The sequence below is a fragment of the uncultured Mucilaginibacter sp. genome (genome assembly GCF_903893715.1).
Taxonomy (GTDB): Bacteria; Bacteroidota; Bacteroidia; order Sphingobacteriales; family Sphingobacteriaceae; genus Mucilaginibacter.
Genome location: NZ_CAITNG010000038.1, coordinates 49,776 through 75,504, shown reverse-complemented (window position 1 = coordinate 75,504; position 25,729 = coordinate 49,776). Strand labels below are relative to the sequence as shown.

The window sequence follows — 25,729 nt, the reverse complement described above, 5'->3', positions numbered from 1 at the left end:
TTTGGGATGCTATATTGAACCTGTTAGAACCTAAAGTGACACTTGACCCTGTTGTTATAAAAGCTAATGGACCTCAATTTACTACAAAATTAACATGCTTGTAAAAGTTCGTTGCGCAACAGCCACGTGCCGCGTGTGCCCCCGCTGCCCGGATTCTCCAACCACTCACAAAATCAACCATTCACCACTCCCCCCCATGCCCCATAATAAACCTCGCCAACTGCTCCTGTTCGGCAATGCTTAACACGTCGCCGTCGTAAATCCAATAGCCCTGCTCGTCAAACAGTATGCGGCCCAGGCCATCGGGCTCCTGCCCAAAGGCGGTGTACAGTTGGTAACATTGCCCGGCACCGCTAAATGCCGGGTCGGGCGCAACCTGCACAATTTCGCCCTTGCCGTTTTGTCGTTTCACCCAGGCTTTGGCGGCCCCGGTAAACCCTGTATCGTTTGCCATTTTACAACCCCATAAATTTTTTTCAAATATAATACAATTACTAATATTTTTAGCATTAAATTTGTTTCCCGTTTCAGTAAAACAGATAGAAATGCTTTCCGCGCCCGATAAAAAACAGCTCATCACCCGCCTGAAAAAGGATATTTTGCAATGGGAAGGCTATAAGGCACCCGCCGCGGGCACCAACCAAACAGCGGGGCTGGGCGCTATCGAGGCAGCTTTTCCCAATGGGGTGTTCCCCCTTGGCGCCGTGCACGAACTGGTTTGCGCCAATACCGGTCAGGCCACGGCCTGCGGCGGCTTTGTAAGCGGCCTGCTATCGGTACTCATGCAAAACGGGGGCGCCTGCTTATGGATAGGCCTTTCGGGAAACGTTTTCCCCGCAGCGCTAAAAGCTTTTGGGCTGGAGCCCGACCGTGTCATCTTCGTCAACCTCGGTAAAGATAAAGACGTGCTCTGGGTAATGGAAGAAGCCCTCAAATGCACCGGCCTGGCCGCCGTAGTAGGCGAACTGCGCGAACTCGATTTTAAGCAATCGCGCCGTTTACAGCTGGCGGTGGAGCAAAGCCACGTAACCGGTTTTGTGCTACGCAACCGCTCCGATAAAATGGGCTCAACCGCCTGCGCGGCACGCTGGCAAATTAAACCCCTGCCCAGCGAGGCGGTGGATGGCCTGCCCGGTCTGGGTTTCGCGCGCTGGAAGGTAGAGCTGTTGCGGGTGCGCAACGGGCAGCCCGGCAATTGGGTGGTCGAGTGGTCGCCGGCGGGTTTTAGCGTCATCGGCAAAGCCATGGCGGCACCGCAGCAATTAATGATAGGATGAGTTATGCAAAAGCGCTTCATGTCCATATGGTTCCGTCATTTAACTACCGACTGGCTCAGCCTTCGCCGGCCCGAACTAAAGGATGTGCCCTTTGTTTTTGCCACACCCGAACGTAACCGCATCATCATCACCGCCGCTAACCCCCTGGCCGAAGCGCAGGGTATCCACCGGGGTATGGCTGCAGCCGATGCCAAGGCCCTCACCACCAATCTGCAGGTGCTCGACCATATCCCCGGCAAGGAAGCAAAACTGCTGCGCCAACTCGGTTTATGGTGCATCCGCTACACCCCCGTCGTAGCGGTCGACCTGCCCGGCGGCTTGATACTCGATATTTCAGGCTGCGCGCACCTCTGGGGCGGCGAGCGGGAGTATCTCAAAGAAATCGTCAACAAACTACGCACCTCCGGCTACGATGCCCGCGCCGCCATTGCCGATACCATCGGCACGGCCTGGGCAGTGGCACGTTATGGCAAAACCACGCCCATCATCCAAAGCGGTCAGCAGGCGCAGGCCCTGCTCAACTTGCCGCCCGTAGCGCTCCGGCTTGAACCCATTATACTCGAAAAGCTGCAAAAACTGGGTTTTGTTACCATCAAAAGCTTTATCCAGCTTCCGCGAACCGTGTTAAGGCGTCGCTTTGGCGAGGGTTTTTTATCGCGATTGGCCCAGGCTTTAGGTGTGGAAGATGAGTTCATCACACCCCTCGTCCCGCCCGTACCCTATACCGAACGCCTGCCCTGCCTCGAACCCATCCGCACCGTGCCGGGCATCGAAATAGCCATTCAAAAACTACTCGAAGCGCTTTGCCTGCGTTTACAAAGCGAGGGCAAGGGCCTGCGCAAAGCCGTATTAAAATGTTACCGTGTGGATGGTAAAATGGTGCAGGCGGGCATCAGTACCAACCGGGGTTCGCACAGTGTGTCGCACCTGCTCAAACTGTTCCAGCTGCAAATTGGAAAAATAGAGCCTGCCCTCGGTATCGAACTCTTTTTACTCGAAGCACCCAAGGTGGAGGATGTAGATGCCCTTCAGGAAAAACTCTGGGCAGGCAAACCCGGCCTCGCCGATACCGCCCTCGCCGAACTACTCGACCGCATAGCCGGCAAAGTTGGCCCCGAACGTATCCGCCGCTATTTACCCGCCGAGCATTACTGGCCCGAGCGTTCTATTCGCCCCGCCATCTCGCTCCACGAAATCCCCGAAACAAAATGGCAGCCCGGTACACGCCGCCCCCTGCGCCTGCTGCGCCGCCCCGAACCGGTAGAGGTAATGGCCCTCCTGCCCGACCACCCGCCAAAGGTGTTTACCTATAAAGGCAGGCGGCACGTCGTCGCCAAAGCCGACGGCCCCGAGCGCATCGAACGCGAATGGTGGCGCGATAAAGGCGAGCACCGCGATTATTACGCCGTCGAAGATTCGGACGGGCAACGCTATTGGCTCTTCCGCTCGGGGCATTATGATGCCGCGCCGCAATGGTATTTACATGGTTTTTTTGCTTAACGCGATGAGATACGCCGAACTGCAAGCCACTTCAAACTTCAGCTTCCTGCGCGGGGGCTCGCACCCCGATGAACTGGTGGAACAGGCCAATGCTTTTGGTTACGAAGCCATTGCCATTACCGACCGCAACAGTTTGGCGGGTATCGTTCGCGCGCACGTGGCGGCTAAAAAGCTCCCCGTTAAATTTATCCCCGCCTGCCGCCTCGACCTGCTGGATGGCCCCAGCCTATTGGCCTACCCCACCGACCGCGATGCCTACGGCAGGCTTTCCGCTTTATTGACCCTCGGTAACCTGCGCGCCGAAAAAGGTGAATGCCATTTATACAAAGCCGATGTGTACGCCCACAAACAGGACATCAAATTTATCATCGTTCCGCCCGCTGCGCTCAACGAACGGTTCGACTATGATGACGACTTTAAACAACACGTGGCCCAATACCGTAAAGCCTTTGGCAGGCATGTATACATGGCCGCCACCCGCTCGTACAGCGGCGATGATGCCAAACAACTCTACCGCCTGGCCCAACTCAACCTGCCCATGGTAGCCGTTGGCGATATCCATTACCACGAACCTGCCCGGCGCGAACTACAGGATGTACTCACCTGCATCCGCGAAAAATGCACCATCCATAACGCCGGTTTCAGGCTGCATGCCAATGCCGAGCGTTTCATCAAACCCATCGACGAGGTGCACCGCCTCTTCAGGGATTATCCCGAAGCTATCGATAACGCCCTATCCATCGCCGAAGCCTGCACTTTTTCGCTCGATACCTTAAAGTACATCGAACCCGAAGAAAAAATAATGGATGGCCTCACGCCGCAAGAGTGCCTAACCAAATACACCTGGGCAGGCGCACTTGAACGGTATGGTGGTAAGGTACCCAAAAAGGTAGCCGACCAGCTTAAATTTGAACTGGCTTTTATCGAAAAGCGTAAACTGGCTCCCTATTTCCTGCGGGTATACAAATACACCCAAAAAGCCGAAGAGTTGGGCATTTTGCACCAGGGGCGCGGTTCGGCGGCCAACTCAACGGTTTGCTATTGTTTGGCCATTACCGCTGTCGACCCTATGAAATCGCGATTGTTATTTTCCCGATTCATGTCGGATGCCCGCGAAGAATGGCCCGATATCGACGTGGATTTTGAGCACGAACGCCGTGAAGAAATCATCCAGTATATTTATGAAGATTATGGCCGCGAACATGCCGCCATCGTAGCTACTGTTACCCAGGAACGCCACAAGGGTGCCATCCGCGATGTGGGCAAGGCAATGGGCCTTTCCGAAGATACCATCAAACGCATCGGCGGCACCATCTGGAGTTTTAGCGAAGAGGGGTTCGATGAGGACCGTCTCCGCGAACAGGGCCTCAACCCGCATGACCCAAGCATCTATAAAGTATTGGAACTAACCACCCAGCTCATGGGCTTTCCGCGACAATTGGGGCAGCATACCGGCGGCTTCGTCATTACCGATAACAAATTATCCGACCTGTGCCCCATACTCAACGCCCGGATGGAAGAACGTACCCAACTGGAATGGAACAAAGACGACCTCGAAGCTTTAGGCATCCTGAAAGTAGACGTGTTGGGCCTCGGTATGCTCACCATGATCCGCAAGGCCTTCGACCTGGTGCAGCAGCACTACGGCAAAAAATTAACCCTGGCCAATATCCCGCAGGATGACTCCAAGGTTTACGAAATGATATGCCATGCCGATACCATCGGCGTATTCCAGATAGAAAGCCGGGCGCAAATGTCGATGCTGCCGCGCCTTAAACCCACCTGTTTTTACGATTTGGTCATCGAGGTAGCTATCGTTCGTCCCGGGCCCATACAGGGTGATATGGTGCATCCCTATCTGCGCCGCCGTAACGGCGAAGAATCTGTCGAGTTCCCATCGCAGGAGTTAAGGGAAATACTGGGCCGCACACTGGGCGTACCCCTCTTTCAGGAACAAGCCATGGAAATAGCCATTGTCGCGGCCGGTTTTACACCTGCCGAAGCCGATGAGCTGCGGCGCAGCATGGCCAGTTTTAAAGCCAATGGCAAATTAGGCCTGTACGAAAAAAAACTGGTTGATGGCATGGTAAAGAAAGGCTATGAAGAAGGCTTTTCGCGACGGGTATTTAAACAGTTACAAGGTTTCGAGGGCTATGGTTTCCCCGAAAGCCATGCGGCTTCTTTTGCATTGTTGGTCTACATCTCATCATGGCTCAAATATTATTATCCCGATGTGTTTTGCGCGGCCTTGCTCAACAGCCAGCCCATGGGTTTTTATCAGCCCGCCCAGATCGTGCGCGATGCCCGCGACCATCAGGTTACCGTACTGCCCGTTGATGTGAACCATTCTTTTTGGGATAATACCCTCGAGGCCAAAGAGGGTAGTTACTATACCGTACGCTTAGGTTTCAGGCAGGTAAAGGGCTTGCGCGAAGAAGATATGGCCCTGCTGATAGCCGCCCGTACCAAACCATATACCCATGTCGACCAGCTACGCGGCGCCGGTATGCCCGAAGCTGCCATGGAAAAACTGACCGATGCGGATGCTTTCCGTTCCTTAGGCTCCGACCGGCGCGAGGCGTTATGGCAGGTGTCGGCTTTAGCCGACAAGCCCGTTGCATTGTTTGAAGGCCAGCCATCCGAAAGCGTAAAAGAGATACAAATACAACTCCCCCTCATGACTGAAGGCGAGCACGTAGTGCAGGATTATGCATCAACAGGCCTTTCCCTAAAAAATCACCCGGTAGCCTTAGTGCGCGAAAAGCTCGACCTCCTGCGCAACACACCCATTGCCGACCTCAAGAAGATGAAAGATGGCGATGCCGTAAAGGTAAGCGGCCTCATTACCGTACGCCAAAGGCCGGGCACAGCCAAAGGCATCCTGTTTATGACACTGGAAGACGAGACCGGCGCGGCCAACATTGTGGTATGGGAAAAAATGTTCGACAAATACCGCAAAGAAATCATCCAATCGCGCCTGTTTATGGTGGATGGAAAACTACAGATAGAAGGCGAAGTAATCCACGTAGTAGCAAAGGCCTGTTTTAACCTGAATGGCTTGTTACGAGGGTTAACAATAACCAACGAAGACAACCTGCCCCTGCTTACCCTTGCCCGCGCCGATGAAACAACCGCGCCCGTGCCCGATAGCCGCAGTGTATTTCATAAAGGAAGAAATTTCAGGTAAAATTGACTTAACCTTATCGCAAACAGAAGTAATCTACGCCCCCAAATAGCCACTACTAAAAACCTGTTTGATTAATAATTTTTAAGTAAATTTGAATATGAAAACCATCGAAATCAACAGTGCGGTTTGGAAAGAAGGCGATTATTTTGTTGCACAATGCCTTAATGTGGATGTATCAAGTTTTGGAAACTCGAAAGAGGATGCTTTAGCAAATTTAAAAGAGGCTTTGGAACTGTTTTTTGAAGACAACGCGCATCCCGATATTACTTTGATTGAAAAACCTGAGATTGTAGGCACCACTTTAAGCTATGCCTAAACTTTACTCGTCTGATCATATTATCAGGGTTTTAAACAAACATGGCTTTACGTTCATTTCCCAAAAAGGCAGCCATGCCAAATTCCGAAAACCAGGCAACCCTGTATTAACGGCAATTGTGCCGGCAGGTAAAAAGGAAATCCCATTCGGCACCTTTCGTTCAATTGTTCGTCAGGCGGGCTTAACGGAAAATGATTTTAGGTAAAAAAAACAGCGACCTCCGACCTCAAAATCACTTCCCAACCATAAACACGGCATTGCTAAACAGCAATTTCCCGTTCTCCCAAAAATCACGGAATAAGGGGTCATCGGCCATATAAATTACTGTACCCCTACCGGCATTCTGCACACCCAACAACATGCCATCGTTCAGTTTTGTCAAGGTTTTTTGCCCAACAAAACCGGCCTGGTAAGCGCCTTTTTTAATAATGCCCACGTTCCAGCCGCCATCGCCCAGGTATTCATATAGGTCGTCGCTTAATTTTAACGAGTAATAGTATTTAGGCATCCCAAAGGCCAGGGGGTGTGTATTATCAAGCGTCAGTTTATAAATAGCGCCCGGTATGCTGTTTGTCAGCGCCTCACGCTCCCGGTCGCCATAAGGGATAAGATCTTTGGCATCAATAGCTTTTTTGTCGTCCTTTTTATCATCCTTTTTCGCGTCCTTCAACTTTATCGAAAAGCCTTTTTTATCGCCCAAACTGCTTACCGCGTTTTCCATGGCAATCAATTTTCCGCCATCGTTTACCCAGGCCTGCAACTTATCAAAAGGTAAATTGCCATAGCCGCTGCCATCAGGCAATATCGCGATATCAAAATCGCTCCATTTTATGCGGTTCAGGTCCTGTAAGCGTACTAGAGTAACGGGGTAACCTATTTCCTGTTCAAACAAATGCCATACCTCGCCCGTACTGTGCGACACGCCCTCGCCTGCCACCAACAAAACATGCGGCTTGCTGATGAACTTGATTTGCGATGAGCCAAAATCCGCCCCCTTATCCACAAAGCCGCTGGCCACCGCCGTTAAATTCCGCCCGAATTTCAACGCCGTAGCTTGTACTACCTGGTCAAAATTAGCTTGGCTGTTGCCCGCGTGCGCAATAATCAACGCGCCCGGTTCAAACTTTTTGCCCCCGGCTTCAAAAGCATTTTCGTTATACCTCACCTTGATTTTTTGCTGCAACAAAGCCGACAAAAACTTCACATCCTCCATCGATTTCCAGTCGCACACATAGGCATAAGGGTGTGGTATGGCCATAGGTTTTGGTAAATCTATCGGCATCTCGGTAGCCTGCCATTTAATGCTTTGTTTTAGGCCGTAGGTTTTCAGTCCATAGGCATAGGGTAGTGCCCAAGCCGTAATATCATAGGTATTGCTATCGGTCATAAAAGTCTTGGGTTCAAACAGCACGCTCAACAAAGTCGATTTTGGCTGGTGCGCGTCAATCACCATATCGCTGGGTGCAATGCTGAATGCTTCGGTACTGCCTGTAAAATAATTAAAGCCCGGTGCTGTGGCCGTTCCGCCAAAACCGTACTGTATGCCGTTGCGGTTAAGCATTTCGGCCAGTTTCTCAATCTTATCGGGATTATCGTTTTTTATCACATAACCTTTAAAATCCCCCGCAGGGTTGCTTACGCTATTGCCAAAAAACTTTTTAAACTCGCTCAACAACTTCGGTGCGTTTGCCGATGCAATTTCGATGGTACTTAAACTGGTAGAGTGGTGGTGGTTTATCCGGTCGACAAGGGTCAGTGTATCGTCATCGTGTTTCACAATGGCCAGCCCGGCACCAATTCCGCCCTGCTCATAGGTCATGCCAATAGAACCATTGTACAACGGATAGGTGTCGCCGTACGAAGGGTACAACAAATCGAACTCTTCTTTGGTAAAATACATCCAGTTGTTCGCATCAAAATATTTGGCGTTGTTTTTCCCTATCTGGGTCTGAAAATCGCGCTGCCATTGGGTAATCACTTTGTGGAAAGGCTCCGCCGCCGGCGCAAAATAATACGGACTGTTGGCCCCCTGCTCATGAAAATCGACATGTATTTGCGGCAGCCAGCGGTTGTATAAAGCCAGCCGTTGCTGTGTCTCTTTTTGGGTTTGCCATGCCCAATCACGGTTTAGGTCAAAATAGTAATGGTTCACACGCCCGCCCGGCCAGGGCTCAGCATGCTCCCGCGCCGAGCTATTGGCATCTGGTATCAAGTTATGTATAGGGTTATAAAAGTTAAGGTAGCGTTCGCGGCCGTCGGGGTTAAGGCAAGGGTCTATCACCACCACGGTATTGGCCAGCCAAGCCTTGGGTGCCGCATTCGCGGGATTTACCATATCAAAAGCCGTTTGCATCGAAGCTTCGCTGCTGCTGGGCTCGTTGCCATGCACATTATAGCTTAGCCATACTATTGCCGGTGCCGTCATATCGGGTGTACCCGGTTCCAATCCCGCCAGGCGCAGGTTGTTCTTGCGGATATCCTCAATGCGGGCCATATTGGCATCCGAAGCGATGAATGCGACAAACAGCGGGCGGTTCTCATTGGTAGTACCATACTGCAGTATCCTGATGTTTTTGCTGGCCTGCGCCAGATATACAAAATAATCAACTATGCGGTAATGCGGGGTAAACTGGCTGCCCAATGGGTAACCCAAATATTCGGCCGGCGATTTTATTTGTTGCGCTATGCCATTAAAAAACAGGCAAACAGAAAGGCTCAATAAGGCGTATTTTTTCATATAAAGTACTATCACAGGCTAAGCTAAAAAAGATTTCTCAAAAACCGCGTCGCTTTTGCGGATAAACATCGTTTCCACATTAACTTTACAGGGAATGACAACCCATCAGGCACTGCACAAATATTTTGGTTACAACGGCTTCCGCCACGAGCAGGAAGCCATCATTAACAACATAATTCAACAAAAAGATACCTTGGTGCTCATGCCTACCGGCGGGGGCAAGTCCATTTGCTACCAGTTGCCTGCCGTGATGTTCGATGGTTTAACGGTGGTCATATCCCCGCTCATCGCGCTGATGAAAGACCAGGTAGATGCCCTCAACATCAACGGTATCAAAGCCGCTTTCTTCAACTCATCGCAAAACGATAATGAGCAGCAGCAACTCATCCAACAACTGCGCAATAACCAGATCAAACTGCTGTACCTCGCGCCCGAGCGCCTCTTCAGTTCCGAAAGCCGCCTTATCGACTTTTTAAAAACCTTACAAGTTTCGCTCATCGCCATAGACGAGGCCCACTGTATTTCACACTGGGGGCACGATTTCCGCCCCGAATACCTGATGCTGGCGGGGCTGAAAATAGCCTTTCCAAACATCCCGGTCATCGCGCTAACCGCTACGGCCGATAAAATAACCCGTCAGGACATCCTCGATAAACTGAACCTGCATAACCCCGCCATCTTCATTTCCTCGTTCGACAGGCATAACATCAATTACCGTGTCGCGCCAAAAAAGAAAAGCTTCGACCAGTTGCTCAGATTTTTGGATGAGCATCGAGACGATTCGGGCATTATCTATTGCTTATCGCGACAATCCACCGAAAACCTCGCTGCCGATTTGGTACAACAGGGCTATGCGGCGCGTGCTTACCATGCGGGGCTGGACCGGGCCACCAAAGACAAAAACCAGGAAGCCTTTTTGCGCGACGAAGTAAAAATCATCGTGGCTACCATCGCCTTTGGCATGGGCATCAACAAATCGAACGTGCGCTATGTGGTGCACATGGACCTGCCCAAAAACATCGAAGGCTATTATCAGGAAACCGGCCGCGCCGGTCGCGATGGTTTGCCGAGCCAGGCTTTACTCTTTTTTTCTCAAGGCGATGCCGAAAAACTAAAACGCTTTGCCCGTGTGGAAGGCAACGAAGAGCAAAGCCGCATTATGCTCAAAAAACTCGACGACATGGTGCGCTTTTGCCAGTTGCAAACCTGCCGCCGCCAGTTTTTGTTGCGGTATTTTGACGAGCAAGCCCCAGCCGATTGCGGCGCCTGCGATGTTTGTTTAAGTGATATTGAAAAGATAGACGGCACCATCATCGCCCAAAAACTATTCTCCGCCATTGCCCGCCTCAACGAAAGTTTCGGCATGACCTACGTTATCGATTTCCTGCGCGGCTCGCAAAGCGAAAAGATACGCGATGCCCACAAACAACTCAAAACATACGGCATCGGTGCCGATATCAGCAAAGCCGAATGGCAGCAATACATCCGCGAACTGATGGCGCAAGACTACCTGCAAAGCGAAGGCGACCCATACCCCGTATTAAAACTATTGCCCAAAGCCTCATTGGTATTAAAAGGCCAGCAACAAGTTTTGCTCACCAAAACCCAGGTATTGCACGAACGCGAAACGCCGCAATTCGCGCCGCCTTATGAGGCAGGCCTGTTATCCGAACTGAAACGTGTCCGCATGAATATCGCCATGAACGAGGATGTACCGGCCTATATCATCCTGTCGGATGCTACCTTACTCGAAATGGCCACCTACCTGCCGCAAAATAAGGCTGAACTCAGACAAATATCCGGCTTTGGCGATGTTAAACTGGAACGCTACGGCGCGCAGTTCGAAGCTGCGGTGGTAGATTATTGCAAACAGTTCAACCTCACGTCGCGCATCAGCCAAAAATCGCCCAAGCGCGAGCGCAAGGTTAAAGCGCCGCGCAGTAATGGCACACAATCCGAAAGCCTTACCCTGTTTAAAGCCGGGCTCAGCATCGCCGAAATAGCAGCTACACGCAACCTCTCGCCCATGACCATTGAAGCCCATCTGAGCAATTTTGTAAAAACCGGCGAGATTGATGTATCCGAACTCGTCGATCCGGCAAAGATACCCGCCATAAAAGATGCCATCGAAAGCTATGGTGCTGAGCGGCTGGCCCCGTTAAAAGAAGTTTTGGGCGATGATTACAGCTACGCCGAGATAAAGGCAGTAACCGCATGGTTAGAAGGGATGAAAACCACCCCCTGATGTACACGTTATCAAATTGTTAAAACGAACCATTTCCAAATACTAAACTTATATTTGCGGTAATGAAACTCCGTGTCCTTGTTTTAATTTGCGCCTTGGCGGTGGCCATTACCATTTCGGCGGTCAATTTTTATTTCCGCAAAAGCTGGTATGATGTGGCGGTTACCTTTTCGGCAACCATTACTACCAGTTTTGTGTTTTTTTATTACCTGATAGAAAAATACATCGTTGCCAAAATCAAAATCATCTACAAACTCATCCACAACCTTAAACTCGGCAAGGATTTGAAAGACGCCATTGGCGACCATGTATCATCCGACCCGATAAACGACGTGGAGAAAGACGTGCAGGATTGGGCCCGGCAAAAAAAGAGCGAAATTGAAGGCCTCAAAAAACAGGAGCAGTTCCGCCGCGATTTTTTGTCAAACGTTTCGCACGAGTTTAAAACACCACTTTTTGCCATCCAGGGTTATATCGAGGCTTTGCAAGACGATATGGACGACCCCGTAATGATGCGCCAGTTTTTAGATAAAGCGGCAAAAAACGTGGACCGTTTGAGCTATTTGGTAAAAGACCTCGACGAAATATCAAAACTCGAAACCGGCGAGATACCTATCAATTATTCAAAATTTAAACTCAACGAACTGATTAAAGAAGTAATCGAGTCGCTTGAATTTAAAGCCGACCAATACAAAATTAAACTGGTGTTCAAAGAAAAGTACGATGAACCCACTATGGTGAACGCCGACAGGGAAAAAATTCAGCAGGTATTGGTCAACCTCATCGATAATTCGTTTAAATACGGTAAAGAAGGCGGTACAACAGCGGTAAGGATTTACGACCTGCACGATCAGGTATTAGTTGAAGTAACCGACGATGGCATCGGCATCGAAGAAAAATACCTGCCCCGCCTGTTCGAACGCTTTTTCCGCACCGATTCAAGCCGCTCGCGCCAGATCGGTGGCTCAGGCCTCGGCTTGGCCATTGTTAAGCACATCATCGAATCGCACCAGCAAACCATCAACGTACGCAGTACCGAAGGAATAGGCTCAACTTTTGGTTTTACCTTGCAAAAAGTTAAACAATCTGCATTTCCTGTATTACCCGTATTGAAAAGCTAACATAAATTTAATAATGCAGCTTTACCTTTGCATTATAAATTTCCACAGATGTCAATAAACAGCATCTTACATTATTTTGTCCCGAAAGATAAAAAGGTGTTTTTCCCCTTGTTCGAAAACGCGGCGGGGAATGTGGTTGCTATGGCAGGCAATTTTTTGGATGCGGTAAATACGGTTAACCCCCATGCCCGCGAGGATATATACGCCCGCATCAATAAACTGGAACACACCGGCGACGAGATTACACACCGCATCTACCTCGAATTAAGCAAAACCTTCATTACTCCTTTCGATAGGGAAGATATCGCGGCCCTGGCAAGCGCTATCGACGATGTAGCCGATTATATCAACGGCTCCGCAGGCCGCATGGTGCTTTACCATATCGACCATATTACCGAGCCCATCAAAAAGCTGGCAGAGTTGGTATTGCAGGCTGCCACTGATATGGAAAAAGCCATCAGGGAGTTGAGTGACATGAAAAATATCCGTGGCATCGCCGATTCCTGCGTTCGTATCAACAGTATCGAAAATCAGGCCGACAAAATATTCGACCGCGCCGTTGCCGACCTGTTTTTATACGAACGCGATGCCATCCAACTCATCAAATACAAAGAGGTGCTATCCAACCTCGAAACCGCTACCGATAAGTGCGAAGACGTAGCCAACGTGCTCGAAACCATCCTGGTTAAAAACGTATAACCAATCTGTTTTTTCCTTTGCGTCTTGGCGCCTTTGCGCGATATTTTTCTTTCAGACTAAAACTCCACGTGCACCCTGATGCTAAACACACTCACCGGCCCCCTGTCAGCGTTGTAGGCCGGGTTGTCCACAAACTGGTAATCGCCCGATAGGTACAGCGTTTTATTGATTTTAGCGCTATAGTAAGCCTCCACAATCTTCTCGGCACTGTAATTGGTCAGTTTCCCGTCGCCAATAATAAAGCCATAACCGCCCACATTCAAAAAGTCGCGGTGGTCGGCCGATATGCCGTTTATTACGCCCGCTACTCCAAAATTATCATCGGGCCTGTTAAATTTTTTGCCATTATAGTTTAAGCCTAAGCTTGCTGTGCGGTCAATTTCAGTATAGGCCCAGGTTGCCGTTTTGCCATCGTTCCAGCTTCCGCGCAAAAACATACCTAAATTATCCGATAATTCCTGTTCCGCGTTTAAGCCAAAGCCATATTTAACACCCCCATAGCTTTTGCCGTATATCACGTCTAATGATGGGTCGGTATGGTTCAAATAAGCATTAATTACATCGCGGTAAGCGGGGGCTTTACTTACGTTCCTGAAGGCCATCAGCCTGATCACACCATTGCGGTTATTGGATTTAATATGCCTGCATATTTCAACAGTTTGGCTGTGCGCGTCCAAAAAGTGATAGTCCAATTCGGGGCCATTGGCGTAAGTTGGCTCCAAATTCATGGCCGCCCTTGCTTCCCATGTCGGGCTGATGTATTCCAGCACTACCCCATCAGTATAGCCACGGGTGTTGGCCGCATAATCCCAGGCGGCATTGCTCATCAAACTCCAGTTGATAAACTGCATACGCGGGTCGTGACTGTATGCGTTCGCATCAAAAAAATCCGAAACAGCCATTTTTCCCGCCGTTATAACCAGCCGTTTTTCGGGCACGTATTCTTTTAGCTGATTGATGTCCTCATCGGTCAGTTTATCATGCTCCGGCCCGCCCAACGCGATGTATTGCCTGTAAAACAATCTGGCCAGGTACAACTCCGGCGTTGCATTGCCAATCCTGAAAGTTTCGCCATTGGTATAACCTGCTACCCCGCGTGCTTCGCTGACGCCGGTACCACCGGCAATTTCTGGGTCAAAATACAACGATGCACCTTTCCAGAGTTTTTTGCCGATATACAGTGTAGTGGTTAGCGATAGCGCCTCTTCTTCGCTGTTGTTTAAACTGTTAAGCCCCGAATAAGCCGCGCTGAAGGCCGGGTGGCTTTGGTCGATAACCGTCATCTGGAAGTGCATGTTCCATTGCTGGGTTGAATCAGGCGGATGGGTAGTGGTGTTTTGTCCCTGCGCAAAAGCACTAACTAAAACACTCAATATGGTGATGTATATAAGTTTTTTCATGCTAAGGCTTGAATTATTTTAAACAAATCTAATTATTTTTTTAGATTAGTCTAAAAATTATTGAATATTTATGAATAAAAAAGTATCATGCAGTTTAAGGGTGTGTTAACTACCTCAAAACGACATGATTTTACCTAACATAAACCGGCAACTACCTTACAGCCATTGATGGAATTTATGTATGAACCAGTTTTTAACCAATTGTGTCAACAGGCAATAGCTAAACAGTATAGCCAGCAACCAAAGGAAAAAAGTAAATGGCAAGGCTTCCAGTTTAAATGCCCCCGCGAATGGCGAAAACGGCAAAATAATACCGATAAGCATAATAGTTGACGTTAAAGCCACTACAGGCGCCGTTGCCCAGCTCTGTATAAAAGGTATCTTCTTGGTGCGTATCATGTGTACAATAAGCGTTTGCGATAACAAGCTCTCGATAAACCAGCCCGTTTGGAACATATTTTGATGTGCCGGCGAGTTGGCTTTAAACACAAACCACATCACCGCGAAGGTGGCGTAATCAAATATCGAACTGATGGGCCCTACAATCATCATAAATGTACTGATACCACTCGCGTCCCATTTACGTGGCTTTTCTATATAGTCTTCATCCATCTTATCCCATGGTATCGATATCTGCGATATATCGTACAACAAGTTGTTAATCAATATCTGTATCGGCAGCATCGGTAAAAAGGGCAGCAAGGCACTGGCACCCAGCATACTGAACATATTACCAAAGTTGCTGCTGGCCGTCATCTTGATGTATTTGATGATGTTGCCAAAAGTACGGCGCCCGTAAATTACCCCTTTGCGCAGCACCATCAGGTCCTTTTCAAGCAAAATAATGTCGGCATTTTCTTTTGCTATATCCACAGCGGTATCAACCGATATGCCCACATCTGCGTCGCGCAAAGCGGCGGCATCGTTAATACCATCGCCCATAAAGCCCACCGTATGCCCTTTTGCCTGTAACACCTTTACCACCCGCGATTTTTGCAGCGGGCTCAACTTGGCAAAAATACTAATGTCGTCTATCCTACTGGTCAGCTCCTCATCGCTCATCGTTTCCAGGTCGCGGCCCATCAGCACATTGGTTATCGGGATACCTACATCCTTGCATATCTTTTTAGTTACGATCTCGTTATCGCCGGTAAGCACCTTGATTTTTACCCCCAGTTTCTGCAACGCGTCGATAGCCAATGTTGCCGATGGCTTGGCAGGGTCTAAAAAGCCGATAAAGCCCGTTAAAATCATATTGCTCTCATCCGCTATCGAATAAGTAAGCGGGCGCTCTTCATATTGTTTAACAGCCACCAGTAAAACCCTCAGGCCTTCTTCGTTCAGTTTTTTTGATGTTTTGAGTATCGTTTGCCTGATGTTATCGTCTATCGGCATAATGTCGTCACTGTCTATCTGCAGCTGGCTGTCTTCGCCGGGGTTAAAAGCATGGGTGCACAGGTCTAACACTTCTTCAACTGCACCTTTACAGATAAGCAAATGCCGGTGGTCGTTTTCTTCCAAAATTACCGACATACGCCTGCGCTGAAAATCGAAAGGTATCTCATCAATCTTTTTGTACGATTCGCCCACCCGCAAACAGGCATGGATGTCCACATGCTCCAGCACAGCAACATCCAACAGATTTTTTAAGCCCGTTTGGTGATAACTGTTCAGGTAGGCCCACTTCATCACTTCGGTATCCTCGGTGCCATATACGTTAAGGTGGCGCTCCAATACAATCTTGTCCATCGTTAGCGTGCCTGTTTTATCGGTACACAAAACATCCATTGCACCAATATTTTGGATTGCATTTAATCGTTTAACCACCACTTTTCGTTTCGACATATTTACCGCGCCCTTGGCCAGGTTGGCTGTTACAATCATGGGCAGCATTTCGGGCGTTAAACCCACCGCTACCGATATGCCGAACAGCAAAGCGTCTAACCAGTTATGCTTGGTAAAACCATTGATGACGAACACCAGCGGCACCATCACCAGCATAAAGCGGATAAGCAGCCAGCTCACGCTGTTTACACCCTTATCAAAACTGGTTTCGGCACGTTTGCCCAACAACGATTTAGACAGCGAACCAAAATAAGTTTCGCCACCGGTATTGGCCACCACGGCAATAGCAGTCCCGCTCACTACGTTGGTGCCCATAAAGCAGATGTTATCTAACTCCAAAGGCGAAATTTTTGCGGCGTTAGGTATCGCGCCTTCGCGTTTTTCAACAGGTAAAGCCTCGCCGGTAAGCATGGCCTGGCTCACAAACAAATCCCTCGACTGCATAATACGCACATCCGCAGGTATCATATCACCCGCCGATAGCTGAATGATGTCGCCGGGTACCAGCCTTTTGATATCCACCTCCTTTTTCCCTTCGGCCCTGATAACTGTAGCTGTTGTAGTTACCATCTGCTTCAGCTTTTCGGCAGCCTGGTTGCTCCTAAACTCCTGTACAAAACGCAGCAGGGCACTCAAAAGCACCATGGTGCTGATAACAACTACCGTAGTATAGTCGCGGTCGGCTGCTGTTTTGCTCATATAAACATCCGTAATGAACGACACGATGGCCAATACCAGCAGCACCCCGATAAAAGGGTTTACAAATGCCTCAAATAATTGTATGTACCAACTTGGTGCTTTTTCATGCTCAACTTCGTTGATGCCTACCGCACTACGGCGTTCCTTTGCTTGCGCGGACGTTAGCCCGTTCTCATCACTTTCCAACAATGCCAAAAAGGCCTCTTTATCGCCTTTGGCTACTTCTTTGAGTTTTAAAGAAGCGGGCGACTCAAACTCGCCGGCATTATGCCCGTTACTTTTAATAAAACGGAGCGGCCTTCTTTTTTCTTTAACTGTAGTTGACATGGTACTTTTCCCTTATAAATTGATGCTATACCCAATTTTATAGCATACCCGTATATTCTGTTATTTGTTAGTGTTCACAGCAAGGTAAACATCAGTGTAAATTTTTGAACCTAATGTTACCATTAGGTTAATTTAATGGTCTTTGAGACTTAGCCCGGACCCGTCGGGGGCTCCATCAGGCGCGAAAAGTAATGGAGTTTAATATGGTGCAGGTATGTCCAAATGGCATACTTTACCAGGTAGGTATCTGCACAAAGCGTTGTTGAAGTATGGGTATAGGAGTTGCGGCCCGCTAAATGGAGTTTAGCAGATGGAAAAGCAAAGCAGATAACGCTGCAGCGTAAACACTTCTTTGCTTTTACTGTTAAACAGTGTGGCAAATTGAATATCATGTTTACAACTATGACCGGGGCCTGTGTCCATTTTAAATTTAATTTTCAGATGCCTGTCCAGGGGCATTTTTAACTGGTGCAAAAGTAGGTTTTTTTTCATAAGCGGCAAGCCAAAATGTCATTTTTTTCCATCTGGTTAACCCTATAGACGCTATTCACCAATTATCTTTAAAATAAATTGCTAAACATCAATTAATCACTATTTTTGCCTCATCACATTATTGTTATGGAGCAACATAAAACAGAAGAAAAAAATTACGACTATCTATACTACGTTATCGGCCTGGGTTTTGGCTGTCTAACCGGCGCATTCCTCGAAAAAGGTTTTATCTGGGTGCCTATCGGCGGCGTGGTAGGTTTATTAACTGCAGCATTGTTTTTAAACGTGCTGGTTAAAGGTCGCGAAGATAAATAGTACAATAAACTGTACTCATCCATATTGAAAACCGGTTCTGCTTTACCGCATACCCGGTTTTTTTGTACCCTAAAAACAAAAAAAGCCCCCCAGACTTGCTCCGGGGGACTTTCAACCTAAACCTTATCACAATTAAGCTGGTAAGTTTACCAACTCAGGTGGTATAACGCAATTAGTATACCAAAATGTATCGCTATTGCAGCGCCAGGGTGTGCAAACGCTGCTAAATTACATCTGCATGATAGTTTGTGCTTTTTTTGCCATTTCATTATGACAAGCAAGCAGGTTTGGCAGCGCTTCGTTGTACTTTACGCGGTACTGTTTTATAAACAATTGTTGGTTCAACCATACACTTTTATAGTCAGTGTGCTGTTTTATGGGTCAGTTTTTTGCGCAGGTAACTGTCAAAAAGGTAAAGCGCAACAATAATGTCCACAAAAATAAAGGCCATAAGCACATTACCGTTCAGGTAGTCCGGAATTTTTGGCAGGGTAAAATCAAATTGCACGGGGATAGTATTCTCTGCCGACCAGTTAACCTGCGTCAGCACATACACCAGCAATATCCCGATGGTAAGCGCAAAAAATACCCCTAACCCCCTGATTATCCTTTTATCTACCCGGGCCTTTAATGGCTGCATGGCGTTTTCGGTGCGGATGGTTTCCATTACATTATAGGTAAACGCCATCGATGGCTCGTCCAGTTCCACGGCCAAAAATTCAGCGTTAAGCGCCAGCAGTTCACGATATTTTTTCTGATAAACCGCATCGCCCGCTATCAGCTTACCGATGCTTTCCCGCTCTTCGGCCGAACAGGTCCCGTCAATATAGTCCCACAATTTTTCTTCTATCGCATTCATACCAACTCCTTTGTTTCGTGTTTAAGGGTTTGTTCCAACCGTTCTTTTAAACGCTGCCTCGCCCTGAATAATTTTACTTTAACCGTATTTGCCTCCATGCCCATGGTTTGGGCTATTTCCTCTAAACTTTGCTCGCCCTTGTAAAACAGGGTGATGATCATCGCGTCGTCGGGCAACAATTGCTCAATAGCCCGGTTCACATAAAACGACCGCGACTTTTGCTCGGCCAAATTATTGTCCATCCCCGACGAATGGTTTTCCAGTTGAATATACACGTTCTCATCGTCAATCGACGAAGTATCTAATCGCTTTTTCCGCAAAAACGTCATCGAGGTAGTATATACTATGCTATACAACCACGTACTAAATTTCGACTGTTTATTAAAAGTAGCCAATGCACGGTATGCTTTTACAAAACAATCCTGCGCAATTTCCTCGGCATCCTCGCGGCCTTTGGCAAAACGCAGGGCAAGCGTAAACACAAAACGCTGGTGCCGTTTAATCAGGATGGCATAAGCCCCCTGGTTACCCGCCAGTGTTTGGTCTATCAGTTCTATATCTGTAAGCTTGCTTTGCATTATATATAGTACTCTGACGCATGTACCCGTTTTGAGGTTACATTTAAAATTACATTAAATTATTCATGCAACCTTAAATTTATTTTCCGGAAAATAATTTGTACCCGGGTGTAACCTGTTTAAAAATGCTGTTGTCATAGCTTACATAACACACAGTAATAATCGATTTTTTAACTTTAATTTAGACAAAATGAATAGCGGAGATTTAGTAGGTGCAATAATTTGCACAAGTATGTTTGCCATGATATTTGGAATTGTGTACCTGTACAACAAACAAAAAATGGCCATGATTGAACGGGGGATGGACCCAAGGTCATATCGGTCGCAGCCGGCACCCTTCAGATACTTAAAATGGGCCTGTTTGTTAATGGGCGCCGGATTAGGCCTGTTTTTAGCCAACATTCTCGATCGCACGATAATGGCACCACCTGTACAGGATTTCGAAAAACACAACCCGGCAATCTACTTTTCGCTTATCGCGGTATTCGGCGGCCTCGGTTTATTTATCTCGTACCTTATCGAAAAAAAGGAAACGGTTGATAAAAAAGAAGAGTGATTTTAATGGAAGATGTATGATGTAAGATGGGCCAAAAGCCGTCTTCCATCTTACATTTTCCATCTTCCATCCAAAGCTATTGCTTTGGTAGTATCGCCACCGTCAGCCTGCTGATGCAATTCATCTTCCCCCGGTCATCATATAGCTTAATGTCCCACACATGGGTTTTGCCACCAATGTGGATAGGGGTGCAGATCCCGGTTACCTGCCCGGTTTTTACCGGTCGCAAATGGTTGGCATTTACTTCCAGTCCAACAGCCATATATTTTTCAGGGTCAATTATCAGGCTCGATGCTATGCTGCCCAAACTTTCGGCCAATACTACCGACGCCCCGCCATGTAAAATGCCATAAGGCTGGTGGGTACGGGCATCAACGGGTATAGTGGCTTTGATGTAGTTGTCGCCTATTTCAGTAAAGTGCAGCCCGATGAGGGCGCCAATGTGGTTGGTATGGCGGCCATTAATGTCGTCAACAGTAGGGTCGCCAAACCAAATTTTGCTCATAGGTAACGTTCTTTTATAATACCGATGTGATGGTGCTCATGCCCGGCAATAATGTACAGCAGCGCGTTTACTGTAACAGGGTTTCCGCTGGCCAGGCCCCCGCGTTTTTTTTCTTCATCGTTCAGGTTTTTAAAAAAGTACAGGTTGGCTTTGCGCAACTGCATAAACTCATCGGCCAAATCGTCCAACGTACGCTCGTTAAAACGCGAGTTGGCCATATAATCGTCCTGGTCAAAACCTTTTAGTTCGTTGCTGTCGTTCCGTGCAAAACGCAGCGCGCGATAGGCCATCACCCGTTCGGTATCGGCCATATGGCCCCAAACTTCTTTAATGGTCCATTTGCCGGGGGCATAGGCATATCCGGCTTTTTCGGCAGGTATGCTTTTAGCCAAAGCATGGGTGCTGTGCATTTGTTGTTCTAAAATGTCGACAATGTCACCGTCGCCAACCTTGCTTACATAGGTGGCATAAAACGGCACGTACTCTTCAGGTCCCGGTTTATTCATAGCTGGTCTGGTTTTCTAATATAATGCGGAATGTTGTTCCTATCCCCAATTCGGAGTCTTTTACAAATATATGTCCGTTATGGTAATTTTCTATCATCCTTTTGGTGAGCGATAATCCCAAACCCCATCCCCGTTTGCGGGTAGTATAGCCCGGCTCAAACACCGTCAAAAATTTTGAACGCGGTATGCCCTTGCCCGTATCGCTAATGTCAACATATACCTGCGGCTTTGTTGGGTGTGCCGATATATCAATGCGGATATTCCCGCTCTCGTCAATGGCATTTACAGCGTTTTTTAGCAGATTCTCTAAAACCCAGTCAAACAAGGGCACATTCAACCCGGCCTCTACAGCTTGGTCGCCTGTTAATTCGAAATGTATCTTGTTGCTTACGCGGACTTTGAAATAGTCAACGTAGTCCTTTACCACATTGTAAACATTATGTAGTTCCAGCTTCGGTTTCGAGCCTATTTTCGAGAACCTGTCGGCAACAATCTCCAGGCGCTTAATATCGTTCTCCATCTCCGCCACAAGCGGATCATCTTCGGCGCTAAACTTATTTTTTATCAACTCCACCCATGCCATCAGCGATGAGATAGGCGTGCCCAACTGGTGCGCCGTTTCTTTGGCCAAACCCACCCAAACCTGGTCCTGCTCCGATTTACGCGAGGTATTGAACGCGATATAAGCCATCAGCAAAAATACGCTGATAACCGATAATTGTACATAGGGAAATATCCTCAGCTCCGTCAGCAAAACCGAATCCTGATAATACACCAACCAGTACTGGCTGCTAAATAAATTGATGCGGATAGGCTCATGCTGGCTTGCCATATAGGCCAGCTTCGCCTTAAAATAAGGGAGATCATATTTAAGTGCCTTTTTGCCAACCTGCCTGTTTTCGGCCGAAGGCTGTATCCAGGTACGTGTCGAATCCAGCTCACGTGCAAATACAAAATCGCCCTTTTCATCAACCACAATGGCCGGCATCGACAGGCTATCACGCACCGAAGTAACATAGTTGTAAAAGTCGTTGTCATCCATCGAGAACAACTGCCGCATACTCGCCGCCCAAATCTGCGCGTTTTTGCGTTCCTGCCGTTCCAGTCCTCTCACCAAAAAGCGGGTGTACAGCAACGAACCCAAAGCAATCACTACCGCAAAGGCAAGCAATAAATATTTCCAGCGCCGTTTTTGTTCGTATGGGTTCATTTAGCTGCACAAATTACTTATTTATTTCGGATGTGGTGTCATTTCGGATGTCGGATTTTCAATTTCGGATTTAGAAGACGCTTACATACCTGTTATTTCAATTAAAAATAAAATAAATCCGAAATCGAACATCCGAAATCCGAAATCGAATATCTTTGCCCCCATGTCAAGTCCTAAAGTCCGTGTACGTTTTGCGCCAAGCCCAACCGGTGGTTTGCACCTGGGTGGCGTGCGTACAGCCCTGTTCAATTATCTGTTCGCCAAGCAAAACGATGGCGATTTTGTTTTACGTATTGAAGATACCGACCAAACCCGCTTTGTTGAAGGCGCCGAACAATATATAATGGACTGCCTTGCCTGGTGCGGCATTACACCCGATGAAGGCCCGCATACCGGTGGCCATTACGCGCCATACCGCCAAAGCGAACGCAAATCAATCTACCGCGAGTACGCCGAAAAACTGGTGGCACAGGGACATGCTTATTATGCTTTTGATACTCCCGAGGAACTGGATGCCAAACGCAAAGAAATACCAAACTTTCAATACGGACAGTTTTACCGCAGCGAGATGCGTAATTCCACGTCCCTCAAAACAGCCGAGGTGGAGCACTTGCTTGATCAGGGCACCCCACATGTAATACGCATAAAAGTTCCGGCCGATGAAACGGTGCGTTTTCACGATTTAATACGCGGCAACGTGGTTTTCGAAACCAATCAGGTTGATGATAAAGTTTTGCTTAAGGCTGATGGTATGCCCACTTATCACTTAGCTGTAGTGGTGGATGATTACCTGATGAAAATTACACACGCTTTTCGCGGAGAAGAGTGGTTGCCTTCGGCACCTGTACACATCCTGTTATGGAAGTATTTGGGCTGGGCCGCCGATATGCCGCATTGGGCGCATTTACCATTGATATTAAAACCCGACGGGCATGGCAAACTAAGCAAGCGCGACGGCGCACGTTTTGGTTTCCCGGTATATGCCATGGATTGGCTCGACAATAAAACCGGCGAATTGACACCCGGCTTCCGCGAACTCGGCTTTTTACCCGAAGCTTTTTTAAACCTGCTGGCCATGCTGGGCTGGAACCCCGGCGGCGACCAGGAAATATTTTCGTTGGATGAACTGGTTGAAAAGTTCTCGGTCGAACGCATCAACAAGGCGGGGGCAAAATTCGATTACGAAAAAGCCAAATGGTACAATGCCGAATGGATAAAAAAGGTAGATGCCAAAAGGCTGTTGCCCGAAGCTAAGACCATATTGGAAGCCAAAGGCATAGCAGTTGCCGATGACGAGAAACTGCTCAAAGTGTTGACGCTGGTTAAAGACCGCTGCATACTCCTCACCGACATTTACCAACAAGCCGGCTACTTTTTTGAAACACCAAAGGAGTACGACCTGAACGCCGTAAAACCCAAATGGAGCGATACCAAAACCGATTTCTTTGGCTCATTGATTAACCAGTTTAAAGAAGTGCCAAGCTTTGAGGCCATGCAACTGGAGATAGACTTTAAATACCTGTGCGAAGAAACGGGCTTTAAAATAGGCGACGTGATGCTGCCCTTCCGCATTATGCTGGTAGGCGGCAAATTTGGCCCCCACGTTTTTGATATTGCCGAACTGCTTGGCCGCGAAGAAACTATCGCGCGGATTGAGAAGGCATTGGTAGCATTTGGTTCCTAAAAATAGCGATGGGTTTGAAACCCATCGCTATTTTTGCAAAGGGCTAACAGGGCTGATATTATATCCCAACCCTTCTATTATTTTCCCGCTATCTATCACCTTCCACTCCCGCAACTCATCTACAAATCCCGGTAAAGGTAAACCGGCATGTTTCGCCGCTTCGGTATAAAAATCCTGTTTGGCCGGGTGGTTTGGCGCGGCTGCGTGGTAAACTCCGTCAAATTTCTCGTGCTTTAAAACAGCTTCAACTATGCCAATGCAATCATCCAGGTGAATCAGGTTTACCGGTGCTTGCCCGTTAGGGATGTTTTGCCTGCCCACGAAAAAACGTGCCGGTGGCCTGCCGGGACCTATCAATCCCGCAAAGCGGATAATGGTCGTTTTAAATTGGGGGCATTCTGCAAAAAGCTGTTCCGATTGGTACAGCACATTATCGGGGTCAGCTTCGTTCACATCGCTGATTACTTTGTTCAATTCCGGATAAACCGAGGTCGAGCTGATAAATACCACATATTTAACCGGCGAGAGAGCAACGACTTGCCGCAATTGTTTCATTTGGGCCAAATAATCTGTGCCCCTCTGCTTGCGCAAACCCGGAGGTATGTTGATGAGCAATACCTCGCTTTCAAAAAAGTTTTTATCCGCAGCTGTTATGTTAGCCAGATGCACCAAATACGGCTCAATGCCTTGTTCGGCAAGCACCGGTAACTTGGTTTCTGTTGTGGTCGACCCTTTCACCTGCCAGCCATCTTCCAGCAGTTTAATGGCCAACGGAAAACCTAACCAACCACAGCCTAATACCGAAATGCTTTTATCCAACGTTATTTTTATATAATTGCAAAGGTATCATAAAAACTATTTGGCGCTTACTTTGTAACTTTACCAACTAAACAGAACATACATATATATGAATACTTTGAAACTAAAATTCGCTATTTGCAGCATTGCCCTCGCCACTTCGGCCATGTTGGTAACCAGCTGCGATACATTAACTAAAACACAAAAAGGTACCGCTATTGGCGCAGGTGCAGGCGGTACCATAGGCGCATTAATTGGCCGAAAAGCAGGCAATACGGCTTTGGGTGCCATCATCGGTGGCGCATTGGGCGGCACCGCCGGGGCCTTTATCGGGCGTAATATGGACAGGCAGGCCGCAGAAATAAAAAATACAGTTCCCGGTGCCGATGTGCAGCGTGAGGGCGAAGGCATCATTGTTAAATTCAGCTCGGGCATTTTGTTTGACATCGACAAAGCCGACATGAAACCCGCTGCCAAAGCCAATATCGACCAATTAGTGATATCCCTAAAAAACAACCCGCAAACCAATATCCTCATTGTTGGCCACACCGACAATACCGGTACAGCAGCCCATAACATGGACCTGTCCCTGCGCCGTGCCGAAGCAGTAAAAGCTTACGCGGTTGCCGCCGGTGTAGATGCTGCCCGTTTAACCACTCAGGGCAAAGGCGATACCGAACCCATTGGCGACAATACAACCATCGACGGGCGTACCCAAAACCGCCGCGTCGAAATTGTTATCGTGGCTAACGACCAGATGAAAAACCAGGCCAAGCAAAGCTCAGGACAATAAGGCATTTAGTAAGCTACAAAAGCGACCCCGGCAAAATGCCGGGGTCGTTTTTGTTTTCAGGTTTTTGATAAAAGCATGAC

The 25,729-nt window shown here is 48.1% G+C and carries 23 protein-coding genes; 12 read left to right on the top strand and 11 right to left on the bottom strand.

All coding sequences use genetic code 11. The features are described from left to right. Positions 1-181: 181 nt before the first annotated feature. A complete protein-coding gene (locus QZX97_RS05090) occupies positions 182-454 on the bottom strand; it encodes a hypothetical protein (protein WP_295653367.1) in 273 nt (90 codons plus the stop codon). A gap of 91 nt (positions 455-545) precedes the next feature. On the opposite strand from QZX97_RS05090, the gene QZX97_RS05085 reads away from it, so the two are divergent. From QZX97_RS05085 to QZX97_RS05065, 5 genes are all read left to right on the top strand, one after another. Continuing rightward, entirely contained in the window at positions 546-1,277 is a 732-nt protein-coding gene (locus QZX97_RS05085) for an Error-prone repair protein ImuA (protein WP_295653366.1), read from the top strand. A gap of 3 nt (positions 1,278-1,280) precedes the next feature. Continuing rightward, positions 1,281-2,777 (top strand): DNA polymerase Y family protein, encoded by a 1,497-nt coding sequence (locus QZX97_RS05080; RefSeq protein WP_295653365.1) that lies wholly within the window; start codon positions 1,281-1,283, stop codon positions 2,775-2,777. Between the two features lie 4 nt (positions 2,778-2,781). After that, positions 2,782-5,964, top strand: a complete 3,183-nt coding sequence (locus tag QZX97_RS05075) for an error-prone DNA polymerase (RefSeq protein ID WP_295653362.1) — start codon at positions 2,782-2,784, stop codon at positions 5,962-5,964. A gap of 97 nt (positions 5,965-6,061) precedes the next feature. Beyond that, positions 6,062-6,280 (top strand): type II toxin-antitoxin system HicB family antitoxin, encoded by a 219-nt coding sequence (locus QZX97_RS05070; RefSeq protein WP_295653360.1) that lies wholly within the window; start codon positions 6,062-6,064, stop codon positions 6,278-6,280. Next, complete coding sequence (locus QZX97_RS05065) at positions 6,273-6,485, top strand: type II toxin-antitoxin system HicA family toxin (RefSeq protein ID WP_295653358.1); 213 nt, start codon at positions 6,273-6,275, stop codon at positions 6,483-6,485. Before QZX97_RS05070 ends, QZX97_RS05065 begins: the two co-directional genes overlap by 8 nt. 27 nt (positions 6,486-6,512) lie before the next feature. Here QZX97_RS05065 and QZX97_RS05060 read toward each other — a convergent pair whose 3' ends face one another. Continuing rightward, positions 6,513-9,017: a M14 family metallopeptidase gene (locus QZX97_RS05060; protein ID WP_295653356.1), complete on the bottom strand. Its 2,505-nt coding sequence runs from the start codon at positions 9,015-9,017 to the stop codon at positions 6,513-6,515. A gap of 94 nt (positions 9,018-9,111) precedes the next feature. On the opposite strand from QZX97_RS05060, the gene recQ reads away from it, so the two are divergent. The 3 genes from recQ (at position 9,112) to QZX97_RS05045 (ending at position 13,082) form a co-directional block, all read left to right on the top strand. Continuing rightward, positions 9,112-11,262: a DNA helicase RecQ gene (gene recQ / locus QZX97_RS05055; RefSeq protein WP_295653355.1), complete on the top strand. Its 2,151-nt coding sequence runs from the start codon at positions 9,112-9,114 to the stop codon at positions 11,260-11,262. Between the two features lie 62 nt (positions 11,263-11,324). Further along, positions 11,325-12,383 carry an ATP-binding protein gene (locus tag QZX97_RS05050; RefSeq protein ID WP_295653353.1) on the top strand — a complete coding sequence of 353 codons (1,059 nt, stop codon included), beginning with the start codon at positions 11,325-11,327 and terminating at the stop codon, positions 12,381-12,383. A gap of 48 nt (positions 12,384-12,431) precedes the next feature. Next, on the top strand, positions 12,432-13,082 hold the full coding sequence (locus QZX97_RS05045) for a DUF47 family protein (RefSeq protein WP_295653352.1): 651 nt from the start codon (positions 12,432-12,434) through the stop codon (positions 13,080-13,082). Positions 13,083-13,138: 56 nt separating this feature from the next. Here the strand turns inward: QZX97_RS05045 and QZX97_RS05040 are convergent, their stop codons facing one another. The 3 genes from QZX97_RS05040 to QZX97_RS05030 form a co-directional block, all read right to left on the bottom strand. Beyond that, positions 13,139-14,482: a carbohydrate porin gene (locus QZX97_RS05040; protein WP_295653350.1), complete on the bottom strand. Its 1,344-nt coding sequence runs from the start codon at positions 14,480-14,482 to the stop codon at positions 13,139-13,141. Positions 14,483-14,638: 156 nt separating this feature from the next. Continuing rightward, positions 14,639-17,353, bottom strand: a complete 2,715-nt coding sequence (gene mgtA, locus QZX97_RS05035) for a magnesium-translocating P-type ATPase (RefSeq protein ID WP_295653348.1) — start codon at positions 17,351-17,353, stop codon at positions 14,639-14,641. Between the two features lie 149 nt (positions 17,354-17,502). Further along, entirely contained in the window at positions 17,503-17,745 is a 243-nt protein-coding gene (locus QZX97_RS05030; protein ID WP_295653346.1) for a hypothetical protein, read from the bottom strand. Between the two features lie 226 nt (positions 17,746-17,971). Between QZX97_RS05030 and QZX97_RS05025 the strand changes: the two genes are divergently transcribed. Continuing rightward, the gene (locus QZX97_RS05025; RefSeq protein WP_295653344.1) at positions 17,972-18,160 is read left to right on the top strand and encodes a hypothetical protein; all 189 of its coding nucleotides are present in this window, start codon (positions 17,972-17,974) and stop codon (positions 18,158-18,160) included. A gap of 361 nt (positions 18,161-18,521) precedes the next feature. Here QZX97_RS05025 and QZX97_RS05020 read toward each other — a convergent pair whose 3' ends face one another. Then, entirely contained in the window at positions 18,522-19,019 is a 498-nt protein-coding gene (locus tag QZX97_RS05020; protein WP_295653342.1) for a zf-HC2 domain-containing protein, read from the bottom strand. Next, complete coding sequence (locus QZX97_RS05015; RefSeq protein ID WP_295653340.1) at positions 19,016-19,597, bottom strand: sigma-70 family RNA polymerase sigma factor; 582 nt, start codon at positions 19,595-19,597, stop codon at positions 19,016-19,018. Before QZX97_RS05015 ends, QZX97_RS05020 begins: the two co-directional genes overlap by 4 nt. A gap of 190 nt (positions 19,598-19,787) precedes the next feature. Here QZX97_RS05015 and QZX97_RS05010 point away from each other — a divergent pair, with 190 nt between their 5' ends. Next, positions 19,788-20,153 carry a DUF6249 domain-containing protein gene (locus QZX97_RS05010; protein ID WP_363151953.1) on the top strand — a complete coding sequence of 122 codons (366 nt, stop codon included), beginning with the start codon at positions 19,788-19,790 and terminating at the stop codon, positions 20,151-20,153. 76 nt (positions 20,154-20,229) lie between these two features. On the opposite strand, the gene QZX97_RS05005 is transcribed toward QZX97_RS05010, so the two are convergent. The 3 genes from QZX97_RS05005 to QZX97_RS04995 are packed head-to-tail and all read right to left on the bottom strand — an operon-like array spanning position 20,230 to position 22,374. Further along, entirely contained in the window at positions 20,230-20,658 is a 429-nt protein-coding gene (locus QZX97_RS05005) for a hotdog fold thioesterase (protein WP_295653337.1), read from the bottom strand. Continuing rightward, positions 20,655-21,164 carry a DinB family protein gene (locus QZX97_RS05000; RefSeq protein WP_295653336.1) on the bottom strand — a complete coding sequence of 170 codons (510 nt, stop codon included), beginning with the start codon at positions 21,162-21,164 and terminating at the stop codon, positions 20,655-20,657. Before QZX97_RS05000 ends, QZX97_RS05005 begins: the two co-directional genes overlap by 4 nt. Then, a complete protein-coding gene (locus tag QZX97_RS04995; RefSeq protein ID WP_295653334.1) occupies positions 21,157-22,374 on the bottom strand; it encodes a HAMP domain-containing sensor histidine kinase in 1,218 nt (405 codons plus the stop codon). Before QZX97_RS04995 ends, QZX97_RS05000 begins: the two co-directional genes overlap by 8 nt. 163 nt (positions 22,375-22,537) lie before the next feature. Between QZX97_RS04995 and gltX the strand changes: the two genes are divergently transcribed. Continuing rightward, positions 22,538-24,058, top strand: coding sequence for a glutamate--tRNA ligase (gene gltX, locus QZX97_RS04990; RefSeq protein WP_295653332.1), 1,521 nt, complete (start codon positions 22,538-22,540; stop codon positions 24,056-24,058). Positions 24,059-24,085: 27 nt separating this feature from the next. Here the strand turns inward: gltX and QZX97_RS04985 are convergent, their stop codons facing one another. Next, entirely contained in the window at positions 24,086-24,877 is a 792-nt protein-coding gene (locus QZX97_RS04985) for an SDR family oxidoreductase (RefSeq protein WP_295653331.1), read from the bottom strand. An 88-nt stretch (positions 24,878-24,965) separates the two neighbouring features. On the opposite strand from QZX97_RS04985, the gene QZX97_RS04980 reads away from it, so the two are divergent. Continuing rightward, positions 24,966-25,649: an OmpA family protein gene (locus QZX97_RS04980; RefSeq protein WP_295653330.1), complete on the top strand. Its 684-nt coding sequence runs from the start codon at positions 24,966-24,968 to the stop codon at positions 25,647-25,649. Positions 25,650-25,729: the final 80 nt, after the last annotated feature.

Bases quoted from the DNA above. Each gene is read 5' to 3' on its own strand.
- recQ (WP_295653355.1), top strand. From the start codon at position 9,112: ATGACAACCCATCAGGCACTGCACAAATATTTTGGTTACAACGGCTTC.
- QZX97_RS05085 (WP_295653366.1), top strand. From the start codon at position 546: ATGCTTTCCGCGCCCGATAAAAAACAGCTCATCACCCGCCTGAAAAAG.
- QZX97_RS05080 (WP_295653365.1), top strand. From the start codon at position 1,281: ATGCAAAAGCGCTTCATGTCCATATGGTTCCGTCATTTAACTACCGAC.
- QZX97_RS05045 (WP_295653352.1), top strand. From the start codon at position 12,432: ATGTCAATAAACAGCATCTTACATTATTTTGTCCCGAAAGATAAAAAG.
- QZX97_RS05065 (WP_295653358.1), top strand. From the start codon at position 6,273: ATGCCTAAACTTTACTCGTCTGATCATATTATCAGGGTTTTAAACAAA.
- QZX97_RS05015 (WP_295653340.1), bottom strand. From the start codon at position 19,597: ATGCAAAGCAAGCTTACAGATATAGAACTGATAGACCAAACACTGGCG.
- QZX97_RS05070 (WP_295653360.1), top strand. From the start codon at position 6,062: ATGAAAACCATCGAAATCAACAGTGCGGTTTGGAAAGAAGGCGATTAT.
- QZX97_RS05030 (WP_295653346.1), bottom strand. From the start codon at position 17,745: ATGATATTCAATTTGCCACACTGTTTAACAGTAAAAGCAAAGAAGTGT.
- QZX97_RS05075 (WP_295653362.1), top strand. From the start codon at position 2,782: ATGAGATACGCCGAACTGCAAGCCACTTCAAACTTCAGCTTCCTGCGC.
- QZX97_RS05025 (WP_295653344.1), top strand. From the start codon at position 17,972: ATGGAGCAACATAAAACAGAAGAAAAAAATTACGACTATCTATACTAC.
- mgtA (WP_295653348.1), bottom strand. From the start codon at position 17,353: ATGTCAACTACAGTTAAAGAAAAAAGAAGGCCGCTCCGTTTTATTAAA.
- QZX97_RS05000 (WP_295653336.1), bottom strand. From the start codon at position 21,164: ATGAATAAACCGGGACCTGAAGAGTACGTGCCGTTTTATGCCACCTAT.
- QZX97_RS05010 (WP_363151953.1), top strand. From the start codon at position 19,788: ATGAATAGCGGAGATTTAGTAGGTGCAATAATTTGCACAAGTATGTTT.
- QZX97_RS05040 (WP_295653350.1), bottom strand. From the start codon at position 14,482: ATGAAAAAACTTATATACATCACCATATTGAGTGTTTTAGTTAGTGCT.
- QZX97_RS05005 (WP_295653337.1), bottom strand. From the start codon at position 20,658: ATGAGCAAAATTTGGTTTGGCGACCCTACTGTTGACGACATTAATGGC.
- QZX97_RS04995 (WP_295653334.1), bottom strand. From the start codon at position 22,374: ATGAACCCATACGAACAAAAACGGCGCTGGAAATATTTATTGCTTGCC.
- QZX97_RS05090 (WP_295653367.1), bottom strand. From the start codon at position 454: ATGGCAAACGATACAGGGTTTACCGGGGCCGCCAAAGCCTGGGTGAAA.
- QZX97_RS05060 (WP_295653356.1), bottom strand. From the start codon at position 9,017: ATGAAAAAATACGCCTTATTGAGCCTTTCTGTTTGCCTGTTTTTTAAT.
- QZX97_RS05020 (WP_295653342.1), bottom strand. From the start codon at position 19,019: ATGAATGCGATAGAAGAAAAATTGTGGGACTATATTGACGGGACCTGT.
- QZX97_RS05050 (WP_295653353.1), top strand. From the start codon at position 11,325: ATGAAACTCCGTGTCCTTGTTTTAATTTGCGCCTTGGCGGTGGCCATT.
- gltX (WP_295653332.1), top strand. From the start codon at position 22,538: ATGTCAAGTCCTAAAGTCCGTGTACGTTTTGCGCCAAGCCCAACCGGT.
- QZX97_RS04980 (WP_295653330.1), top strand. From the start codon at position 24,966: ATGAATACTTTGAAACTAAAATTCGCTATTTGCAGCATTGCCCTCGCC.